Below are 20,269 nucleotides of genomic sequence, written 5' to 3'. Positions count from 1 at the left end.
CCGGCGCACGGATTCGGTCGCTCACGCCACGTTGTCGGGCGTCAGACCTCGAACGAGCTGTTCGACGCGGATACGACCGTTCAGAGTCGACAGTCTCCGCCGCCCCGTACCCGCGAAACCATAATGTTCTATAATGGCTAATTTGCGAACGATTTGTGAATGTAGGTAGATTTAATAGACAATCTGTTCTCGGATGGGCGTAAGGACGACCAGTATCGGACGCCGAGCGCGTCTCGGTGACCGGTCTGGTCAACGACGAACCGAACGATGTCAGGACACAGCCCGAAACCGACGGTCGGAGCACTCCCGGACGCGACGGCGGATTCGCCGTTCGCGCCCGTCGCACTAACACGGCTCGTGTGGACGCTGTTCGCCGCGAGCGTCGCCGTGCTCTTCGCTCGACTCCGACTCGGCGGCGCGTGGGAGGTCCCCGGCATCGTCGCCGTCGACGGCCTGACCGTGCTGCTGTGGGTGGTCGTGACGTTCTTCAGCGGTATCGTCCACAGCTACTCGCGCCGCTACATGGCAGGCTCCGTCCACGAGACGAAGTTCTTCGCCACCGTGTTCGGTTTCACGGTCGCCGTGATGGCCCTCGTCGCGGCCGACCACGTCGCGCTGTTCTGGCTGTGCTGGCTGGCGATGGGGCTCGCGATGGCGAAGCTCATCGGCATCATCGACGGCTGGCCGCAGGCGCGGGCCGCCGCGAGCGTCGCTCGCCGGTACTTCCTCGCAAGCAGCGCGTTCCTCGGCGTCGCGCTCGCGGCCCTCTGGTGGTCGACCGGCGCGACGACGGTCTCCGGCATCGCCGCGAGCGCCAACGGGCTCGGTGGCCCGGTGTGGCTTCTCGCCTGTGTGGCGCTCGTCCTCGCGGCGATGATGCAGTCCGCGCTCGTCCCGTTCCACGGCTGGCTCCTCTCGTCGATGACCGCGCCGACGCCCGCCTCGGCGCTGATGCACGCCGGGTTCGTCAACGCCGGCGGCATCCTGCTGCTCCGGTTCGCGCCGGCCGTGACCCTCGACGCCACGCTCATGCTCGGTATCGTGACCGTCGGCGCGACGAGCGCCCTCGTCGGAAAACTGCTCAAGAACGTCCAGTCGGACGTCAAGAGCGAACTCGGCTGCTCGACCATCGGCCAGATGGGCTTCATGATTATGCAGGCCGGCCTCGGCTTCTTCGGGGCCGCCATCACGCATCTCATCCTGCACGGCTTCTACAAGGCGTACCACTTCCTCGGCGCGGGCGGCGCGGTCGAACGGACCGCCCCGACCGACCACGACGACCACGAGACCGGGGCCGTTGGTTCCGCGGTCATCGTGGCGACCGGACTGGCCGGCGGCGCGCTGTTCGCGGCGCTCACGGGGAAGGGAACGCACCTCGACAGCGGGCTCCTGCTCGTGGCGTTCGTCGTGCTCACCACGCTGCACGCGGCCCGCAACGTCGTCGCACACGCCGCGCTCCCGGCGACGGCCCGCTACGGCGCGGTGCCGCTGGTCTTCCTCCCCGCCATCGCCGTGTACGCCCTCGTCTATCAGGGGATTTCGAGCGTGCTGTCCGGGCTGCCGGTCGTCGAGGCACCCGCCGAGCTGAGCGCGCTCCACGCGCTCGTCGCCGGCGTCTTCCTCGTGACTTACGTCGCGATAGAACTCGGCGTCCACGAACGCAGCCGGCGTCTCTACGTCGCGCTGTTGAACGCGAGCCAGCCCGCGTCCAGCACCATGCTGACCGCCACGGAGGACTACAATGAGTACTGAACACGCCATCGAAGACAGTATCGACAAAGCGGCGACGACCGTCGGCTCGGTCTGGCCGGTTCACTCGTTCGTCACGGCCAACCCGCTTTCGGGGTTCGAAGACATGCCGTTCGGCGAGGCGGTCACGCAGGCCGCGGACCTCGTCGGCGGCCGCGGCTACCCGAGTCCCGAGACGTTCGAAGCGGCCCTCGAAGGGGGGCAAATCGACCCCGCGGTGCTCGACGCGGAACTGGCCGACCGCGGCTACGACGGCGACCCCGAGACCCTGCTGGAGCGCATGGACGCCGGCGTCGAGTCCGCGGGCGCGGGCGACGACGCCGAGACTGACGCCGCCGACACGGACGCCGCGCGGGTCGACCGCGCGCTGACGAAGTGGCTGTCGGCGTTCCTCGACGAGGGTCAAGCCCACTGGCCGATGCCGGACCGCGAAGACGGGTTCTACAACGCCTTCCGGTCGATGGCCGCGTACGACGGCCAAATCCCCGACGACGGCATTGTCTCCGACCTGCCCGAGTCGCCGGTCGAGACCATCGAGGCCGCGGTCGCGCCGTACCCCGAAAGCCAGTGGGTGCCGATATTCGAGGAGCAGCTCGCCGCGCTCCCCGGCTGGACGGGCTTCATCAAGCAACGCGCCGTCGACGGCGGCGAGTGGCAGTCCGCGCACCCGATTTCGCTCGACGGCTATCTCGCGGCCCGTCTCGCGCTCCTCGACGCGTTCGGCGTCGACATCGCGCCGTCGAACGGGTCGAAGAGCGACGAGGCCGAGGCGGCCGACGAACTCGCCGAGGCGTTCCTGAGCGCGTGGGAGGCGAGCTACCGCGACGAGGTGGTCGACCGCGTCGCCGCCGAGAGCGAGGCGCTCGACACCAGCGATACCACTGGCCGCCCGGACGCGCAACTGGTGTTCTGTATCGACACGCGCTCGGAGGTCATCCGCCGGCACATCGAGGCGACCGGCGACTACGAGACCCACGGCTACGCCGGCTTCTTCGGCATCCCGATGGAGTATCGGGGGTACGACGCCGAGGTAGCGGTCGACGCCTGCCCGCCGATCGTCGACCCGCAGCACCGCGTCACCGAGGTCCCGACCGACAGGGACACCGAGGCGACCCACGACCGTTGGTCGCGCCTCCGCGAGGCCGCGGGCGAGGCCATCGAGTCGCTGAAGACCAACCCCGCGACCGCCTTCGGCTTCGTCGAGAGTGCGGGGAGCGGATACGGGCTAGCTCTCGCGGCCCGCACGCTCGTCCCCGGTCGCGTCTCCGACCTGCTCGGAACCGCCGACGACGCGGTTCCCGACAACCGCGAGTTCTGCGACCAAGTCATCCACCACCAGCACTCGTACGCGGGCGACCTCCCGGTGGGGCTGACCGACGACGAGAAAGTCGAGTACGCGGCGAACGCCTTCGAACTGATGGGCTGGGAGGAGTTCGGCCGCCTCGTCGTGTTCACCGGCCACGCCAGCGAGACGGCCAACAACCCCTACGATTCGAGTCTGGACTGCGGGGCCTGCGCCGGCCACCCCGGCGGCCCGAACGCCCGCGTCCTCGCGGCCATCTGCAACGACGAGACGGTCAAGGTCGAACTCCGCGACCGCGGGTTCGACATCCCCGAAGACACGGTGTTCGTCGCCGGCGAGCACAACACGACGACCGACGAAATCGAACTGTACGACGGCGACGTGCCCGAGAGCCACGCGGACGACCTCGACCGGTTGCGCGCGGACCTCGCGGTCGCCCGCGAGCACGCGGCCGCCGAACGCGCCGAGACGATGGGCGCCGGCGGCTCCGCGGCCGTCAACGAGACCGAGCGCCGCGCCGCCGACTGGGCCGAGACGCGTCCCGAATGGGGGCTGGCCGGCAACGCCGGCTTCGTCATCGGTCCCCGCGAACTGACGAGCGGCCTCGACCTCGACGGCCGCGCGTTCCTCCACTCGTACAACCACGCGACGGACCCCGACGGCGACGCGCTCGAAGCCATCCTCACGGGGCCGATGGTCGTCACCCAGTGGATTAACGCCCAGTACTACTTCTCGACGGTCGACAACGCCGTCTACGGCAGCGGGTCGAAGGTGACCCAGAACCCCGTCGGCAACGTCGGCGTCTATCAGGGCAACGGCGGCGACCTGATGACCGGCCTCCCGCTCCAGTCGCTGATGGCCGCCGACGACAGGCCGTACCACCAGCCGCTCCGCCTCTCGACGATTATCCACGCGCCGGTCGACCGCGTCACCGACGTGCTGGCCGACCACGCGGAACTGACCGAACTGCTCGACAACGACTGGCTCTCGCTGACGGTCGTCGACCCGACGCAGGACCACCGCGCGTTCCACTACGAGGAGGAACTGACGTGGACGCCGGCGTCCGAACGGGTCGAAGCGAACCCCGAACCGGAGGCGCCGCCCGCGCCCGTCACCGCGGACGACTGAGCGCTCCGCACTCGTCCCAAACGCGCTCTCGGTCGGGCGCTGGTGGCTGGTGAGTGCGTCACCCGAAGCTCCTTGGAAGGCCGTCAAAAACCGCTCACGGCTCGTCCGCTACCGGTCCGCTTCGACGACGGCGAGTTTGACCTGATGGACGCCCTTCAGCGGCCGAATTCGGGAGAGCAACTCTTCGATGCGCTCGCCCGTGCCGTCGACGGCGATGGACTCCAGACAGAGGTGGTCGTCGAGGTGGACGTGATGGACCGCGATGATGGTCTCGGTGAAGTCGTGTTGCAGTTCGGTCATCTCGTCGCTCACGCCGCTGTGGTCGTGCTCGTAGAGGACGACTACGGTTCCGCTGAGACTCCCGGAGAGCCCCGTCTGCTGATTGAACTCCGTGACGAACGCGCGAAGCGCGTCTCTGGTCGCCTCCGAGCGACTGTCGTACTCCCCGGCGGCGACCACGTCGTCGAGCTCGGAGAGCAGACTCGGCGGGAGCGTGACACTCATCCGGTCGACGTCCTGGCTCATAATCTCGACTTTTCCCAGCAGCCGTTTAGTCGTTGGCAGTAACGCTTTCGAATCGACACCATATCGGCCAGTAATACGATTTGGAAGAAAAGTATTATTGCTTGACCGAATCAGACGTGTGATACGAATGCACATTCCGGACGGCTTCCTCGACCCCTGGGTGGCGGGTCTCTTCTGGCTCGGCTCCGGCATCGTAATCGGTATCGCAGTCAGACGCGCCCGCGGCGAACTCGGTGACGAACGGACGCCGCTTCTCGGCGTCGTTGCAGCAGGTATCTTCGCCGCGCAGATGCTGAACTGGCCGATTCCGGGCGGGACGAGCGCTCACTTCGTCGGCGGGGCGTTCGCGGGTATCCTCCTCGGACCGTATCTCGGCGTCCTCGCGATGAGTGCCGTCGTGACGATACAGGCGCTCGTGTTCGGTGACGGCGGCATCATCGCGCTCGGTGCGAACCTCTTTGCGATGGCCGTCGTCGACGTCCTCGTCGGGTACGCCCTCTTCCGGGCGCTCCGAGGGGTTCACGAAACCGGCGCTGCGTTCGCCGCCGGGTGGGGAGCGATTACCGTCTCGGCGTTGGTCGTCGGCGTCGGCATCGGCCTCTCGTCGGCGTTCGCTTACGAGCTGAGCGTGACCGTGCTGATAATGGTCGTCGGCCACGCGCTTTTGGGGCTCGTCGAGGGCGCGATTACGGCCGCGGTCTACGGCTACGTCGCGGACGCTCGGCCGGACCTCGTGCTCGGGGGACTCGACGACGACTCGCTGTCCCCGGAGGTGGGCCTGTGAACGCGCTCGTGTCTGACTCGTGGGGTCGGCGGGCGCTCGTCGGGCTGCTCGTGCTCGTCGTCTTGGCTCCCGTGTTCGGCTGGGCGTCCGGCGCAGTCGGGTACGCCGAACCGCTCGAAAACGCCGCCGAAGAGACTGGGGCGGCCGACGCGGCCGACCCCGTCAGCCCCGGACTGCTACCGGACTACTCCGTCCCGGGGCTCAGTTCGCCGCTCGGAACGCTCGTCTCGGCGGTCGTCGGGACGGGGCTCACGCTGGCGGTCGGAGTCGGAGTCGGTCGCCTCCTCGAACAGTGACCGGCGTCGTCGGCCGCTCGGTCGAATCCATCACGGGAGCGCTTCGGTCCGTGTTCACGGCCGAGCAGGTGGCCTCGTCCGACGGGTTCCTCCAGCGACGGGACCCTCGCGTCTCCCTGTGTTCGGTCGCCGGCCTCGCGCTGGCGGTGATGATTACGCGAACCGTCGCGGTCACCCTCTGTTTCGGCGTCGTGACCGTCCTCTTGGCGCGGCTGTCGGCGGTTCCGCTCCGACAGCTGCTCGCACGCTCGGCGGTCGTGCCGCTCGTCTCCGCCGGTATCGTCGTTCCCCAAGCCGTACTGCTCCCCGGGGACGCGCTCGTGCGGGCGTTCGGGTTCGCCGTCACTGACGCCGGCGTCGCGTACGTCGTGCTGTTCACGCTCCGCGTCGGCGTCGGCGTCGCGCTGCTGTCGCTCATCGTGATGACGACGCCGTTCTCGTCGGTGGTCGCGGCCATGCGGGAACTGCGCGTCCCGGTCGCGCTCGTGTGGGTCGTCGCCGTCACCTATCGCTACCTGTTCCTGTTTTTCGACGAGTTACAGCGACTCGTTCTCGCACGGAACAGTCGCACGACCGGGCGGTCAACCCTCCGCGACGGGTGGCGCGATGCGAAACGGCTCGTCGGGACGTTCCTGTTGCGGACGCTCGACCGCGGCGAACGGGTCGGCCGCGGGATGCGGGCCCGCGGCGGGTCCCGACCGCCGTCACCGTACAGCCGGTCGCGGGCCGTCGACAAGGGCGACTACGCGCTGGTCGCGCTCGCCGTCGTGGCCGTCGCCGGCTCGGGGGTGATTCGATGGGGCCTGTAATCGAAGCCCGGGGACTGACACACGAGTACCCGGACGGAACGACGGCGCTCCGAGACGTGACGGTCACAATCGAGGCGGGAGAGCGAGTTGCCGTCATCGGTGCGAACGGGTCGGGAAAGAGCACGCTGCAACTCGTGCTCGGCGGCCTCGTCGAGCCGACGGCCGGAACGGTCGAGTACTTCGGTGAGACGGCGGATGCCGAAGCCGTCAGGGACCGCCTCGGCGTGCTCCTGCAAGACCCCGACGACTACCTGTTCAATACGACCGTCCGCGAGGACATCGAATACGGGCCGGCCCAGCTCGGGATGTCACGGCAGGCGGCGACACAGCGAGTCGCGCACCTCGCGGCCGAACTCGGGTTAGAGAGCCTGTTGGACCGCCCCCCGTTCCGTCTGTCGGGGGGCGAGAAACAGCGGGCGGCGGTCGCGAGCGTCCTCGCGTTCGAGCCGGAGGTGCTCCTGCTTGACGAGCCGTTCGGCGCTGTCGACGCCGGCTACCGAGAACGCATTTCGAAACTGGTGACCGGCCACGAGGGGACCGTGGTGTTGTTCACGCCGTCCGTGGACGCCGTGCCCGAGATTGCCGACCGAGTACTCGTCGTCGGGAAAGAGGGCTCGATAGCGGCGGACGGCCCCGTTCGAGACGTTTTGACAGACACCTCCCTGCTGAGAGACAACGGTCTCCGGCCGCCGACGACGGTGCAGTTGTTCGAGGGGATACTCGACGCTGACGACGTTCCGCTGACCGTCTCGGACGCACGAGCCCATCTGCTGGACCAAACGCGGTAGCGAACTGTCCCTCGACGCACGCGCAGCGCATCGAATTCGATATCGCAATAATCGGTTTATCACGTCAACCGCGCCCCCGGTCAGTGTCGCGTTCGGACGGCAGATTTCGCCATGTTGACTGTCGGGGTGGTGCGTGATGTCTCAGACTATCGTCGCGTTCGGACGGCAGATTTCGCCATGTGGTTGCGGATTCGTGGTGTTTTACCCCGCTTCGCCCCTCGCATTCATGCAAGATACTGAACAGACCGAGCGAACAGATACCAAAGCATTACTTATCGCAGTTCGCAGGGGCGTGTATGGGCCTTCGCAAGCCGCCGTTGTACGACGTCCACGCGGACGCCGGGGCGACGTTCACCGAGTTCGGCGGATGGGACATGCCTGTGGAGTACGACTCCATCAAGGCCGAACACGCGGCCGTCCGCGAGTCGGTCGGCATCTTCGACGTTTCGCACATGAGCGAAATCGAGGTGTCCGGCCCGGACGCGACCGCGCTGATGCAACGCCTGACGACGAACGACGTGACGGCCCTCGAACCGGGTGACTCGCAGTACTCGGCCATCGTGAACGACGAGGGCGTCATCCTCGACGACACCGTCGTCTACCGACTCCCCGACCGCGACGAGCGGGTCTATCTCTTCGTCCCGAACGCCGGCCACGACGAGGAGATGTACGACCGATGGACCTCGTTCCGCGACGACTGGGGCCTCGACGCCACCGTCGAGGACGTGACCGAGGACTGGGCGATGTTCGCGGTACAGGGCCCCGACGCCCTCGATTCTGTCACCGACGCCGCGCCCGGCGCGACCCTCGGGGACCTCTCGAAGTTTCAGGCGACGTTCGTCGACGTGGCGGGTGTCGAGTGCTGGGTGGCCCGGACGGGCTACACCGGCGAGGACGGCTTCGAACTCCTCTGTCCGTGGGCCGACGCCGAGACCGTCTGGGCGGCGCTCGAGGCGACCCCCTGCGGGCTCGGCTCCCGCGACACGCTCCGACTGGAGATGGGCTACCTGCTTTCGGGACAGGACTTCGACCCCGAGACGGAGCCCCGGACCCCCTACGAGGCCGGCATCGGCTTCGTCGTCGACCTCGACACCGAGTTCGTGGGGCGCGACGCCCTCGAACGACAGCGCGAGGCCGGCGTCGAAGAGACCTTCGTCGGCTTCGCCCTCCTCGACCGCGGCGTGCCCCGGCACGGCTACGACATCGCCGGTGCGGACGGCGAGGTCATCGGCGTCGTGACGAGCGGGACGATGAGCCCGACGCTGTCGGAGCCCATCGGTCTCGGTTACGTCCCCGTCGAGTACGCCGACGACGAGACCGAGGTTTCGGTGCTCGTCCGCGGTCGCGAGAAGCGCGCAGTAATCGTGACACCCCCCTTCATCAACTGACAATGTTCGAAATCCCTGACGACCGGAAGTATCTGGAATCGCACGAATGGACCACCACCGAGGGCGACGCCGTCAAAATCGGCATTTCCGACTTCGCGCAGGACGAACTGGGCGACGTCGTCTTCGTCGAACTCCCCGCCGAGGGCGACGAACTCGCCGCCGGCGAGGAGTTCGGCGTGGTCGAGAGCATCAAGGCCGTCTCGGACCTCTACGCCCCCGTCTCGGGCACGGTCACGGCCGTCAACGAGGAGCTGTTCGACGCCCCGGAACTCCTCAACGACGACCCCTACGGCGACGGCTGGATGCTCGAAGTCACCCCGGCCGACGAAAGCGAGTTCGACGACCTCCTCGCCCCCGAGGAGTACCGCGAGCAGACGGAGTGAGATGACGGCTGGAAACGGACGGCGGGCCGGAAGCCCGTACGCCCCACACACCGACGCCGACGAGGAAGCGATGCTGAACGCCGTCGGCGTCGACAGCGTCGAAGCGCTCTTCGACATCCCCGAAGAGGTCCGATTCGACGGCGAGTTCGGCGTCTCCGGCACCGACGAACAGGAGCTCAGGAACGCCATGGCCGACCTGTTTTCGCGCAACGAGGAGTTGACGGAGTTCCTCGGCCGCGGCCACCACGCTCACTACGTGCCGGCGCTGGTCGACGACCTCTCGCGGCGCTCTGAGTTCCTCACCTCGTACACGCAGTACCAGCCCGAAATCGCGCAGGGCTTCCTGCAGGTGCTGTTCGAGTACCAGTCGATGCTGGTCGAGCTGACCGGCCTCCCGATCGCCAACTGCTCGATGTACGACGCCGCGACGGCGCTCGCCGAGGCCGCGCTCCTCGCGAACCGCCTCCGCCGCGGCGCGAGCGGCCACCGCGTGCTCGTCCCCGAGCACCTCCACGAGGGTCGCCTCGGCGTGTTGGAGAACTACCTCGACGGCGCTGAGATGGAAATCGGCCAGTACCCGATGGCCGACGGCGCGGTCGACGTGGAAGCCCTCGCGGACCTCGTCGACGACGAGACCGTGATGGTCTACGCCGAGACCCCGACGGTCCGGGGCGTCATCGAGGAGCGACTCACCGACATCGGTGACCTCGCCCACGACAACGACGCGCTGTTCTGTCTCGGCAGCGACCTCGTGGCGCTCGCGCTGCTCGAAGAGCCCGCGAGCGTCGGCGCTGACGTGGTCGTCGGCGAGGCCGGCGCGCTCGGCCTCGGCACGGCCTACGGCATGGGTCTCGGCATCTTCGCCACCCGCGAGGAGTACCTCCGGCAGGTCCCCGGTCGCCTCGTCGGCGCCTCCGAGGACAGCGCGGATATGCGGGCGTTCACGCTGACGCTCCAGACCCGCGAACAGCACATCCGCAAGGAGCGAGCGACCTCGAACATCTGTACGAATCAGGCGTGGGTCGCGCTCCGAACCGCCATGCACATGGCGTGGCTCGGCCCCGACCGCCTCGTCGACCTCGCGACGCAGGCCGTCACCGACGCGCGCGACCTCGCCGCCCGGCTGGACGACCTCTCGGGCGTCAAAGCGCCGCTGTACGACCGCCACCACTTCCGGGAGTTCGTCGTCCGGACGGACCAGCCCGCGCCCGCCATCACGAACGACCTCGCGGGCCGCGGCTTCGCGGTCCACGCCCTCGACGACCACCACTTGCAGGTCTGTATCACCGACGCGAACGCCGACGCCGCGGACGGACTGGTCGCGGCCTTCGAGGAGGTCATCTGATGAACTTCGACCAAGCCCGATTCAGCCGCGACAACGAGTACGAACCGCTCCTGTCCGAAAAGGACAGCACCACCGTCGAGGTCGATTCCGAGGGCGTCCTCCCCGACGACCTGACCCGCGACGAACTGACGCTCCCGGCGCTGTCGGAGCCGCAACTGGCGCGGCACTACACGCGCCTGTCGCAGATGAACTACAGCGTCGAACTCGGGCCGTACCCGCTCGGGTCGTGTACGATGAAGTACAACCCTTCGTTCACTGAGGACGTGGCCGCGGACCCCAACGCCGGGGTCCACCCCGACCGCTCCGACCGGACGATTCAGGGGACGCTCGGCCTCCTGCACGGTCTGCAGGAGTATCTCGCGGATATCGGCGGGATGGACGCCGTGACGCTCCAGCCCCCGGCGGGTGCCGCGGGCGAGTTCACGGGCATCCTCGTCGCCAAGGCGTACCACGAGTCGCGCGGCGACGACCGCTCGGAGATTATCATCCCCTCGTCGGCCCACGGGACGAACTTCGCGTCGGCCGCGATGGCCGGCTACGACGTGGTCGAACTCCCCTCCGACGACGACGGCCGCGTGGACATGGAGGCGCTCGACGCCGCCATCTCCGAGGAGACGGCCGCGCTCATGCTTACCAACCCCAACACGCTGGGGCTGTTCGAGCGCGACATCGTCGATATCGCTGAGCTGGTCCACGACGCCGGCGGCCTGCTGTACTACGACGGCGCGAACCTCAACGCGCTGCTCGGCCGCGCCCGCCCCGGCGACATGGGCTTCGACATCATGCACTACAACGTCCACAAGACGTTCGCCACGCCGCACGGCGGCGGCGGCCCCGGTGCCGGCCCGGTCGGCGTGGTCGAAGAGCTCGCGGAGTTCCTCCCCAGCCCGATGGTCCGCGAGACGGCCGCCGGCTACGAACAGTACGAACCCGAGTCCTCTATCGGCAAGGTCCACGGCTTCGCCGGCAACTGGCTCGTGCTCGTGAAGGCGTACGCCTACATCGCCCGCCTCGGCGACGCGGGCCTCGCGGACGCCAGCGCGAAGGCCGTCCTCAACGCCAACTACCTCGCTTCGCAGATAGACCTCGAAGTCCCGTACGGGCCGTTCCACCACGAGTTCGCGGCGACCTCGGGCGACCGCGACGCCGCCGACGTGGCGAAGCGCATGCTCGACTACGGCGTCCACCCGCCGACGACGAAGTGGCCCGAACTCGTCTCGCAGGCGATGCTCACGGAGCCGACGGAGGTCGAGGACAAGGCGTCGCTCGACGACCTCGCGAACGCCTTCAACGCGGCGTACGCCGACTCCGACGAGGCGCTCGAAACCGCGCCCTCGAAGACCAGCGCCCGCCGCATCGACCAGGTGTCGGCCGCGCGGAACCCGCGGCTCTCGTGGCGGGCGCTCGGCGACGACGAATAACGAGAAAACCTCTTTTCGCGGTTACGCTTCCGCTTTCGCGTACGTCTCGATGTCGTCCGTGATGTGGATGTAGCCGTAGTCGCACTCCGTGCAGTGCCACTTCGTCTTCGTGCCGAGGTGAATCTCCATGCTGGCGGCGAGGTAGAACGTGTCGTTGCCGCAGGCCGGGCACTCGCGTTCGATTTCGAGGTCGCTCATGGGGTCGAATCCGTGGTAGTCGTTGTTGAAGATATTGGTTCGCGGACGCTGTGGAAGAGGAAATAAACCAAATATCGCGATAGCAAATCGGGGTTGCGGTCGAATTCCACGTCAGTCCGCGTGCGGCGACCGCCTACCGAGCGCAGACAGGAGAGAGTGCAGTCGAGTCCCGCGGCTACGCCTCGCGGGAGTCGATGCTCCCCAGTTCGGGGGTCGCGTCGTCGCCGGCGCGCGCCTGTACCTTGCCGATGGCGACGGCGACGACGTAGATGCCGACCGCGACGAGGACGATGACGCCGCCGGCAGTCGCCTCGCCGTAATAGGACGCGCCGATGCCGAGGAGCACGGCGAGTTCGGCCAGCACGACGGAGACGAGAAGCGACTCGGAGAAGCTTCGGGAGACCTGCGCCGCGCCCGCGACGGGGACGACGAGCATGGCGGCGACGAGGATGACGCCCATGATTTGCATCGCGCCGACGACGACCAGCGCGGTCAGCATGACCATCACGCGGTTGTACCACGTCACCGAGATACCCGAGACGGCGGCGGCCGTCTCGTCGAACGTCACGTAGAGCAGTTGGTTGCGCGTGAGCGCGACGGTGCCGACGATGACGGCGAACAGCACGAGCAGGATGGCCGCGTTCTCCGCCGAGACGGTCGAGAGGTTGCCGAAGAGGTACTGGTTGATGCCGACCGCGAGGCCGCCCGCGTTGAGGCTGATGAGGACCGTCCCCAGCGCGAACCCCGTCGAGAGCACGATAGCCATCGACACGTCGTTGTAGGCGTCAGTCGCCTCCGAGATGAGTTCGATGAGGAGCGCCGCGATGACCGCGACGACGACGGCGGTCAGGTACGGCGAGACGCCGAGGCTGAACACGCCGTTGAGAAAGAGGCCGACGGCGACCCCGGCGAAGGCGGTGTGGGCGAGCGCGTCGCCGATGAGCGCGAGCTGTCTGTGGACGAGAAACGTCCCGATGAGGGGGGCCATCACGCCGATACAGAGGCCGACGAGGATGGCGCGGTGCATGAACCGGTAGTCGAGGAAGCCGAGACCGGTCGCGTCGCCGACGGCGAAAAGCAGGTCTGACCACAGCGCGAGAACCCAGTAGAGCGGCGCGAGGACGGCGTCTAACGGCCCCGCCTGCAACGCGGCGACCAGTTCGACGGGTATCACGGGCGACCACCGCCCGAACCGCCCGCGAAGGAGGCCGCGGTCCCGAACGCCCGCGCGAGCGCGTCGCTGTCGACGAACTCGTCGGTCGGGCCGTCGAAGTAGACCTCGCGGTTGAGACAGACGACGCGCCGGGCGTGATCCGTGACTGCGCCGAGGTCGTGTTCGATGAGGAGAATCGTGATTCCCCCCTCGTTGAGCGATTCGAGCAGGTCGTAGAAGGCGTCGACCGACTCGGCGTCGACGCCGACGGTCGGCTCGTCCAAGACGAGCAGGTCGGCCTCGCCGGCGAGCGCGCGGGCGATGAAGGCGCGCTGGCGCTGGCCGCCCGAGAGCTTCGTCACCCGGCGGTCCGCGAAGTCGGACATCCCGACCGTGGCGAGCGCCTCGTCGACGATGCGGTGGTCTTCGGCCGAGAGCCGGCCGAAGCCGACGTGGGGGAACCGACCCATCTCCACGACCTCGCGGACCGTGATGGGCATCTCCTTGGAGGCGCTGGCGTGCTGGGCGACGTAGCCGATTCGCGCGCCGTCGTCGAAGGCGTGGGCGGGCTCGCCGAACAGCCGTGCGGTCCCCTCGTCGGGCCGGAGCAGACCGAGGATGAGCTTCATCAGCGTCGATTTCCCCGACCCGTTCGGCCCGACGATGGCGACGTACTCGCCGGGGTCGATGCGGAGCGAGATGTCCTCCACGACGGGCGTCGCGGTGTAGCCGAACTCGACGTCTGCGAGTTCGACGAGGGGGTCGGACGAGCCGCCGGCGTCTCGGCTCGCGTCGTCGGAGACGCCGGCGTCGGTGGGCTCGGCAGGCTCGGCGGATTCGCCGTTCCGAAGGGCGCTCATTCGAAGTTCCTCCACTCGTCCGCCCAGCCGTCGGGACCGACCTCCTCGGGCGACTTGTTGCCGAGGACGACCTCAAAGGTGGGCATATTGATGTTGTACGCGATTTCCTCGTAGCCCCAGTCGTTTGCGACCCAGTCCTCGCGGACGCCCGCGTACGGAGTGACGGGGAAGTACGCCTCGACGGGCGTCTCGGCGATGAGCTGTTTCGCGGGGCGGCGCGTCTCGAAGACGCCCGCGCCGATATACCGGATGTCGTTGTCCTCGATGACGCGCTTGGCCTCGGTGATGTCCGAGGGCTTCACGTCGCCGCTGGCGGCGAGGTTGACGACGAGCGGGCGCATCTCGACGCCGTAGCGGACGCCGATGTACTGGAAGGCGTTGTGGGCCGCCAACTGGACGACCTTGCGCGACGCCCGGTCGAAGATGTCCCGGTAGTCGCGGTCGATGCGGTCGAGCACGTCGGCCTTGTACGCGTCGGCGTTGTCGCGGAACGTCTCTTCGTACTCGGGGGCGAGTTCGACCAGCCCCTCGGCGATGTTGTCGACGGCGGTCTTGGCGCGCCGCGGGTCGAGCCAGAAGTGGGGGTCCCTCCCGCGACCCTCACCGACGCCCTCCTCGTCACGGTCGAGACTCGCCGCGAGTTCCACGAGTTCGACGCCCTCGCGGACGTTGATGAGCTGGGTGTCCACGCCGTCGTCTTTCAGCGTCTGGATGGCGCGGTCGGCCCACGGCTGGAAGTCCTTCCCGACGTGGACGAACGCGTCGGCCTCGATGATGTCGCGCGTGACGCTCGCGTCCGGTTCCCAGCCGTGGCCGTGGAGTCCCGTCGGGATGAGGTTCTTCAGCGTCACCGGGGTGTCGGCCGCGACCTTGCGCGCGAAGTCGTAGAAGCTGAAGAACGAGGCGACCACGACAGGGCCGTCTTCGGACTCGGACCCGCCGGAGGCGTCGTTCGAGTCGGTGTTCGAGCCGTCGCTTCCGCTTCCCGCGCCGCCACCGCCGCCGAGACAGCCCGCGAGACCGGCCGTCAACAGACCGGAACCGGCCGCGACGACCGACCGCCGAGAGAGTTTGGGGGCGGACGAATCTGCGTTCGTGTTCATCACTATGTGAAATAGATACAAGCTACCATATAGATTTGTTGCTCTAAGTTTGAATTTTGATGTATCTAAAACTGGCGGGTGACGAGCCGCGACAGCGCACGGGGCACCGACGGCACGACGGTCGAGGCGCGGCGGTCGGGCCGACCGGCGTGCAAATCTCTTTGGGTCGGCGCGTCCAACGACGGGACATGGGAATCGAACTCTACGCGCTCGACGGCTGTCCGTACTGCGAGAAAGTCCACGACGCGCTCTCGGAGGCGGGCGTCGACTACGAGACGCAGTGGGTCGACGCGCTGCACTCGGACCGCAACGAAGTCAAGCGCGTGAGCGGTCAGCGCGGCGTCCCGGTCCTCGTCGACGGCGACCGCGGCGTGACGATGTCCGAGAGCGAGAACATCCTCCGGTACGTCGACCAGACGCTGGCATGAAGATATACACCGGCCGCGGCGACGAGGGGATGACCGACCTGCGGGACATGACCCGCGTGTCGAAGACGAGCCACCGAATCGAGGCCTACGGGACGGTCGACGAGGTGAACGCCCTCATCGGGACGGTCCGTCCGACCGGCCACGACGACGTGGACGACGTACTCGAAGCCGTCCAGAACCACCTCCACATCGTGCAGGCCGACCTCGCGAACCCCGACCCCGACGAGGGCGACCCGCAGATAGCCGCCGACCACGTGGACGAACTCGAAGCGTGGATAGACGAGGCCGACGAGGAACTCGACCCGCTCACGTCGTTTATCCTTCCCGGCGGGAGCGAGACGGGGGCCAAACTCCACCACGCCCGCGCGGTGTCGCGGCGGGCCGAGCGCCGCGCCGTCTCGCTCGCGGCCGAAGAACCCGTCAACGAGGAAGTCGTCGCGTACCTCAACCGCCTCTCCGACGCGCTGTTCGTCTTCGCGCGACTGGTCAACAAGCGCGACGGGGTACCCGAGGAGTCACCGACGTACTGAGTCCGAGCGGCCGACGCACCGGCCGGTGTCGGCGCGGTCGCTCGCGAGGATAATGGGACCAGGACGGACGAATCGTGCCCACGGTATCGCCGTCCCGGAAGGGGCCAGACGCTAACTGGGATCGACCACGAAGCGTGGCCTGCGTTCCCAGTTTTAGGTATGCCTAAGAATTACTAAAGTGTATCGCTCTTTCTCAGACATATGAGATTCGGTACCGCGCGACATAACCGTTTTCTCGTCCGCGGGACTATCCGGAGGTATGAACCGACATTTCACCGACGCGCGGTACTACTTCCGACGGGGGTTCGAGCACCTGTACGCCGGACTCGACGAGGAGACGACACCGCTCCGTCGTCGCCTCATAGCGGCGCTCGGGCGCGAAGTCGAAGACGAGAAACAACCTGCGCCGCAGACGCGGCGGGAACGCGTCGAGTACGGGGCGCGCCGGGCGGCGACGCGGAGTCGGCGGGTCGCCGGGCGGGTTCGGCGTCGCGTGCGGCGACCCGAGTAGGTGTGTCTGCGCCCCGAATCGGGGCACAACGTAAGTCTTAATTGGCGGCGCGGGAAAGCGGAATCGTAGCCGGGTTGGTGGTCTAGCCAGGTTATGACGGCTCCTTCACACGGAGCAGGCCGGCGGTTCGAATCCGCCCCAACCCATTTTCTGATTCCTCGCAACGACGAGCGACAGCGAGGCGTCCGTGGAATCGAAAATTGTCACGGCGGATTCGAAGCAGGGAGCGAACGAAGCGAGCGACCGAGGTTCGAATCCGCTCCGACCATCACGCACTGTGTTCGTACCGAGTAGTTAACCCCCAGCGGCAGTATCGTGGTTGAAGTCGGCATTAACACCGTTCTCTTGTAATCCTGAACAGACTGCCGCGTCCCATTTACCGTCCCACAGAACAGACGAGATATACAATACTATCACATATTTCTATTCATTCAGCTACTGATTCAACCTCCATGCCCTCAAGATTCAATTGGAGCTGAGTCATCCGGGCAGAATACCGAAGCCCGTCATCTTCATCATACGTTTTCTCAAGAAGGTTTGCCGATACTAACGTCTCTAACGATTTGTATATCGACTCACGCCGGTACGTCTCAAACTTCTGTTGATATATTTCGTGCGCCTGCTTACTACTCATCGGCCCCCTTGCAATTACTACTGACATAAGCCGTCGTCGGGTTGGGTTGGAGAGAGCAGAACAAACGTCCTCGATGTTCACAACCGGGTGGTTGCGTTTAACGGAAAAATATGTTCGTTGCCCATATGAGAAACTAGTTTCCAAAGTTAGAAACACACCCGTTTCAACCAAGAGTGGGAACGAACAAAGGAATGTACGACCGAGATGAGCTTGGCAGTATTCTTGAGGGTATAAAAGCTGACTTTGAGTCTGCTATCGAAGATCCGGACGAGAATCCGAGCTATTCTTTGATACGGAGTGAAAAGCTTATTGGACGCATTCACTCGTACATAATTGACCAGCTGGTGGATAACGGAGTGAATCCACAATATATCCACGAAGACTCCCATCCTAGCGACACATCTGCCACGGTATATGGATTTCCGAAGACAAAAAGTCAGGATATACTAGTTCATAGCTACGAGGAGGATGGCCCTGTTCTTGGTCCGCGAATGGCAATTAACGTTCGTAGCCAACTGAGCTCAATTGGCAAAAATTTTGACACTATTTTTGAGCGAATCTATGCCGAGTCACTTAATCTCCATAACCGATTCCCTTATCTCCCCCTCGGGTACTTTTTCCTACTCCCAAAAAGGGGGTACGACTCATCAGCAAAGCAGAAAAATATTGTCGAGCGTTCAGAGAATTTTGATATTCAAAAATTCATAAGCAGTTACTCGTCTCTTAGCGGTCGTGAAACTCCAGAGGATGAAAAGTGGAAATACGAAGCTATGTGCCTACTTATTGTTGACTTCGAGCAATCTCCTCCCCGCATCATGGACGATATTGATGAGTTTGTTGAACAGGGACTTGTCACGCCGGAATTTGCTGAAATATATGGTTCTAATGTAATCTCTGTCGAGAATTTCTTCGAGAAGCTACTAAGCGATTATAAAAGACGGTACTCGCAAATTCACGACTTTGACAAGAAAGCCGATACAGACGACTCGGAATCTTCAATTACTGACTTCTAAACTCAGACCATATTTTTTGATAAGGTACTGATCAATTTCCTTTTGGTCCGATAGGGATCTCAGTTCATCTTTCTCCGATGAGGAGAATTCGGGAACAGAAAATTTCCTAATGAAATTCTTTTGATAACATTGAAAATCGCCTTGAATCTCTTTGCTCGTGTTGCGGATATAGTAATCCATCACTTTCGAATTCAGAATTCGCTCAAGTATCTCAATATCAACCGTTTTTGGGAAAACAGCATAGCCATTCGCGAACAACGAATACTCCGTCTCATGATGGAGGAATTTCGGTCCACTGCTATATGTTGGTGTATAAAGCCTCTCACCGATATACTCTAACCCCTGTTCCCGGCCATACTTATACCACGGCTCGTAATCGACACCATCGCCTTTCTCACGAGTTGCGAGTTCGTCGCGGGCTGCCTCAAGATACTCGTACGTCCCCGGAAATTCCTCTTTTAATTCATCTTCAGGGATTATAGTTGTCTCCACCTGCTTGCCGTCCCCAGTGAGTGTCCGTTGAATCTGCTTTTTATAGGGGACGATAATCCGTTTTGCGTTGTTTTTCAAGTCAGAGGAAGCCTCAATTGCAGAGATCTTCACAAGTTCTTCTGTAATCTCTTTCTCGATTCTATATGTTTCTCCTTCGTATGTTATCGTGAAATACTCATTATCGAGGTCGACCGCATCTACGATGTACACGCTATCTTTGAGCGTTGCAATTCCCGTATGGATTCCAGAGACTTCATCCAGAGGCTGGAAGGACTCTATCTTCCGAATATTGCTAAACTCATCTTCATCTAGCAACCTCCATTTTTCCGAATCAATAGAGGAATATTTTATATCGATGAAATCTCGGTCGGGGAGATTGTTGAGGTCATCAACGGAGTCAACCTTGATATAATCAAAGCTACTTTTGCTGCTTTTGGAGAATATGGAAATCGCAGTGTATGTTAATGCGTCGTCAAACAACAAGGTGTCCCCGAAATCGACTATTTCGGACACATACTTGCCATCTTGTAAATACTCTCGGAGGTCTTCTCCCGTCAGTGTTGTAAAGTAATTCAGTGGAAGTATATATCCGACTTTTCCTCCTTCATTAATCAGCTCAATGCCTAACTCGATGAAGGGAATATATGTGTTGAAATTCCCTGATTGAACTGTGTCATATTGGTCTAAAACATGTTCCTTTAGTTCTTCATCCATCGTTTGGATATTAACGTATGGTGGGTTTCCAACGATAACATCAAATCCGCCATCATTAGCAATCTCAGGGAAGGCATCATTCCAATCCTGTCGGAGCGCATCGGCTTGGATAATATTGAAGTCATTATTATCCACAAGTTCCCCGTTTTCTGCTGCTAAGAGTGATAACGCAATTTTAGTTTCTCGAACGTTATTCTCCAGAATATCGGAGCCATACACGTTCTCACGGATGATGGTTTTAATCGACTTATCGGTTATCTGGCGAAGATGAGTGGTAGCCTGAACCAAGAATGCACCTGCACCACAGGCACAATCACAGACTGTATCGTCGCCATGAATTGTTTGCTCAAGGATATAGTTTATAACCTTCTCAGGTGTGTAATACACGCCGTTAATCTCGCGTTCTTCCTCCTCAACAGCTAGTTCGAATACTCTCAATACCGAATTGAGCGAAATACTCTCGGGCGTCCTACCGAATAGAGTCTGAACGATATTGGAAATATCTTGGTCAGTAGCCAAAGATGTGACATTATTGAGGAAGTCTGAGCGGGAATAATCCACTCCAACAGTATCAAGATAAAACGTCACCAAATTTGCCTCCAGTTCCTCAAGCGCATACTGCTCCAAAACCCTCAACACAGCATCCTCATCCATCGAATTCACATTTTGAGCTTCTGCCGACATAGACAAAGGTTCCTTGGCTATGGTTTACGA

General features: G+C 63.7%; 21 protein-coding genes and 1 tRNA gene. 15 read left to right on the top strand and 7 right to left on the bottom strand.

Going from position 1 to position 20,269, the window contains the following annotated elements:
- Positions 1 to 267: 267 nt before the first annotated feature.
- Both C458_RS10655 and C458_RS10650 read left to right on the top strand, forming a co-directional pair.
- On the top strand, positions 268 to 1,752 hold the full coding sequence (locus C458_RS10655; protein WP_008575608.1) for a proton-conducting transporter membrane subunit: 1,485 nt from the start codon (positions 268 to 270) through the stop codon (positions 1,750 to 1,752).
- Complete coding sequence (locus tag C458_RS10650) at positions 1,742 to 4,180, top strand: DUF2309 domain-containing protein (protein WP_008575607.1); 2,439 nt, start codon at positions 1,742 to 1,744, stop codon at positions 4,178 to 4,180. Before C458_RS10655 ends, C458_RS10650 begins: the two co-directional genes overlap by 11 nt.
- Before the next feature lie 108 nt (positions 4,181 to 4,288).
- On the opposite strand, the gene C458_RS10645 is transcribed toward C458_RS10650, so the two are convergent.
- A complete protein-coding gene (locus C458_RS10645) occupies positions 4,289 to 4,705 on the bottom strand; it encodes a CopG family ribbon-helix-helix protein (protein ID WP_008575606.1) in 417 nt (138 codons plus the stop codon).
- Between the two features lie 127 nt (positions 4,706 to 4,832).
- Between C458_RS10645 and C458_RS10640 the strand changes: the two genes are divergently transcribed.
- The 8 genes from C458_RS10640 to gcvPB all read left to right on the top strand — a co-directional run bounded on the left by C458_RS10640 (position 4,833) and on the right by gcvPB (position 11,919).
- A complete protein-coding gene (locus C458_RS10640; protein WP_008575605.1) occupies positions 4,833 to 5,489 on the top strand; it encodes an energy-coupling factor ABC transporter permease in 657 nt (218 codons plus the stop codon).
- Entirely contained in the window at positions 5,486 to 5,785 is a 300-nt protein-coding gene (locus tag C458_RS10635; RefSeq protein ID WP_008575604.1) for a PDGLE domain-containing protein, read from the top strand. The genes C458_RS10640 and C458_RS10635 overlap by 4 nt, the downstream gene beginning before the upstream one ends.
- Positions 5,782 to 6,594, top strand: coding sequence for a cobalt ECF transporter T component CbiQ (gene cbiQ, locus C458_RS10630; RefSeq protein WP_008575602.1), 813 nt, complete (start codon positions 5,782 to 5,784; stop codon positions 6,592 to 6,594). The genes C458_RS10635 and cbiQ overlap by 4 nt, the downstream gene beginning before the upstream one ends.
- On the top strand, positions 6,582 to 7,382 hold the full coding sequence (locus C458_RS10625) for an energy-coupling factor ABC transporter ATP-binding protein (protein WP_008575599.1): 801 nt from the start codon (positions 6,582 to 6,584) through the stop codon (positions 7,380 to 7,382). Before cbiQ ends, C458_RS10625 begins: the two co-directional genes overlap by 13 nt.
- A 296-nt stretch (positions 7,383 to 7,678) precedes the next feature.
- The gene (gene gcvT / locus C458_RS10620; protein ID WP_008575597.1) at positions 7,679 to 8,770 is read left to right on the top strand and encodes a glycine cleavage system aminomethyltransferase GcvT; all 1,092 of its coding nucleotides are present in this window, start codon (positions 7,679 to 7,681) and stop codon (positions 8,768 to 8,770) included.
- 2 nt (positions 8,771 to 8,772) lie between these two features.
- Positions 8,773 to 9,153: a glycine cleavage system protein GcvH gene (gene gcvH / locus C458_RS10615; protein WP_008575595.1), complete on the top strand. Its 381-nt coding sequence runs from the start codon at positions 8,773 to 8,775 to the stop codon at positions 9,151 to 9,153.
- Between the two features lies 1 nt (position 9,154).
- Complete coding sequence (gcvPA, locus tag C458_RS10610; RefSeq protein WP_049896773.1) at positions 9,155 to 10,498, top strand: aminomethyl-transferring glycine dehydrogenase subunit GcvPA; 1,344 nt, start codon at positions 9,155 to 9,157, stop codon at positions 10,496 to 10,498.
- Positions 10,498 to 11,919, top strand: coding sequence for an aminomethyl-transferring glycine dehydrogenase subunit GcvPB (gcvPB, locus tag C458_RS10605; protein ID WP_008575592.1), 1,422 nt, complete (start codon positions 10,498 to 10,500; stop codon positions 11,917 to 11,919). The genes gcvPA and gcvPB overlap by 1 nt, the downstream gene beginning before the upstream one ends.
- Positions 11,920 to 11,940: 21 nt before the next feature.
- Here gcvPB and C458_RS18475 read toward each other — a convergent pair whose 3' ends face one another.
- The 4 genes from C458_RS18475 to C458_RS10590 form a co-directional block, all read right to left on the bottom strand.
- Positions 11,941 to 12,117, bottom strand: coding sequence for a hypothetical protein (locus C458_RS18475; RefSeq protein ID WP_004042289.1), 177 nt, complete (start codon positions 12,115 to 12,117; stop codon positions 11,941 to 11,943).
- Positions 12,118 to 12,292: 175 nt separating this feature from the next.
- The gene (locus tag C458_RS10600; protein ID WP_008575587.1) at positions 12,293 to 13,291 is read right to left on the bottom strand and encodes a metal ABC transporter permease; all 999 of its coding nucleotides are present in this window, start codon (positions 13,289 to 13,291) and stop codon (positions 12,293 to 12,295) included.
- Positions 13,288 to 14,130: a metal ABC transporter ATP-binding protein gene (locus tag C458_RS10595; protein WP_008580210.1), complete on the bottom strand. Its 843-nt coding sequence runs from the start codon at positions 14,128 to 14,130 to the stop codon at positions 13,288 to 13,290. The genes C458_RS10600 and C458_RS10595 overlap by 4 nt, the downstream gene beginning before the upstream one ends.
- Positions 14,127 to 15,233, bottom strand: coding sequence for a metal ABC transporter substrate-binding protein (locus C458_RS10590; RefSeq protein ID WP_008575581.1), 1,107 nt, complete (start codon positions 15,231 to 15,233; stop codon positions 14,127 to 14,129). Before C458_RS10590 ends, C458_RS10595 begins: the two co-directional genes overlap by 4 nt.
- Positions 15,234 to 15,421: 188 nt before the next feature.
- On the opposite strand from C458_RS10590, the gene C458_RS10585 reads away from it, so the two are divergent.
- The 4 genes from C458_RS10585 (at position 15,422) to C458_RS10570 (ending at position 16,848) form a co-directional block, all read left to right on the top strand.
- Positions 15,422 to 15,661 carry a glutathione S-transferase N-terminal domain-containing protein gene (locus C458_RS10585; RefSeq protein WP_004969721.1) on the top strand — a complete coding sequence of 80 codons (240 nt, stop codon included), beginning with the start codon at positions 15,422 to 15,424 and terminating at the stop codon, positions 15,659 to 15,661.
- Positions 15,658 to 16,191 carry a cob(I)yrinic acid a,c-diamide adenosyltransferase gene (locus tag C458_RS10580; protein WP_004062575.1) on the top strand — a complete coding sequence of 178 codons (534 nt, stop codon included), beginning with the start codon at positions 15,658 to 15,660 and terminating at the stop codon, positions 16,189 to 16,191. The genes C458_RS10585 and C458_RS10580 overlap by 4 nt, the downstream gene beginning before the upstream one ends.
- Before the next feature lie 259 nt (positions 16,192 to 16,450).
- A complete protein-coding gene (locus C458_RS10575) occupies positions 16,451 to 16,702 on the top strand; it encodes a hypothetical protein (protein WP_008575578.1) in 252 nt (83 codons plus the stop codon).
- Between the two features lie 71 nt (positions 16,703 to 16,773).
- A tRNA-Val gene (locus C458_RS10570) sits at positions 16,774 to 16,848 on the top strand.
- A 281-nt stretch (positions 16,849 to 17,129) separates the two neighbouring features.
- On the opposite strand, the gene C458_RS10565 is transcribed toward C458_RS10570, so the two are convergent.
- Complete coding sequence (locus tag C458_RS10565; RefSeq protein WP_152418135.1) at positions 17,130 to 17,417, bottom strand: helix-turn-helix domain-containing protein; 288 nt, start codon at positions 17,415 to 17,417, stop codon at positions 17,130 to 17,132.
- A 110-nt stretch (positions 17,418 to 17,527) separates the two neighbouring features.
- On the opposite strand from C458_RS10565, the gene C458_RS18145 reads away from it, so the two are divergent.
- The gene (locus tag C458_RS18145; RefSeq protein WP_152418134.1) at positions 17,528 to 18,349 is read left to right on the top strand and encodes a hypothetical protein; all 822 of its coding nucleotides are present in this window, start codon (positions 17,528 to 17,530) and stop codon (positions 18,347 to 18,349) included.
- Here C458_RS18145 and C458_RS17905 read toward each other — a convergent pair.
- Entirely contained in the window at positions 18,332 to 20,239 is a 1,908-nt protein-coding gene (locus tag C458_RS17905; RefSeq protein ID WP_152418133.1) for an Eco57I restriction-modification methylase domain-containing protein, read from the bottom strand. The two genes, C458_RS18145 and C458_RS17905, sit on opposite strands and share 18 nt — an antisense overlap.
- Between the last annotated feature and the right edge of the window lie 30 nt (positions 20,240 to 20,269).

It is taken from the genome of Haloferax sp. ATCC BAA-644 (assembly GCF_000336975.1).
In the GTDB taxonomy this organism is placed as follows: domain Archaea; phylum Halobacteriota; class Halobacteria; order Halobacteriales; family Haloferacaceae; genus Haloferax; species Haloferax volcanii.
Note: the sequence above shows the minus strand (reverse complement) of the source record. Positions and strands in the feature narration are given on the sequence as shown.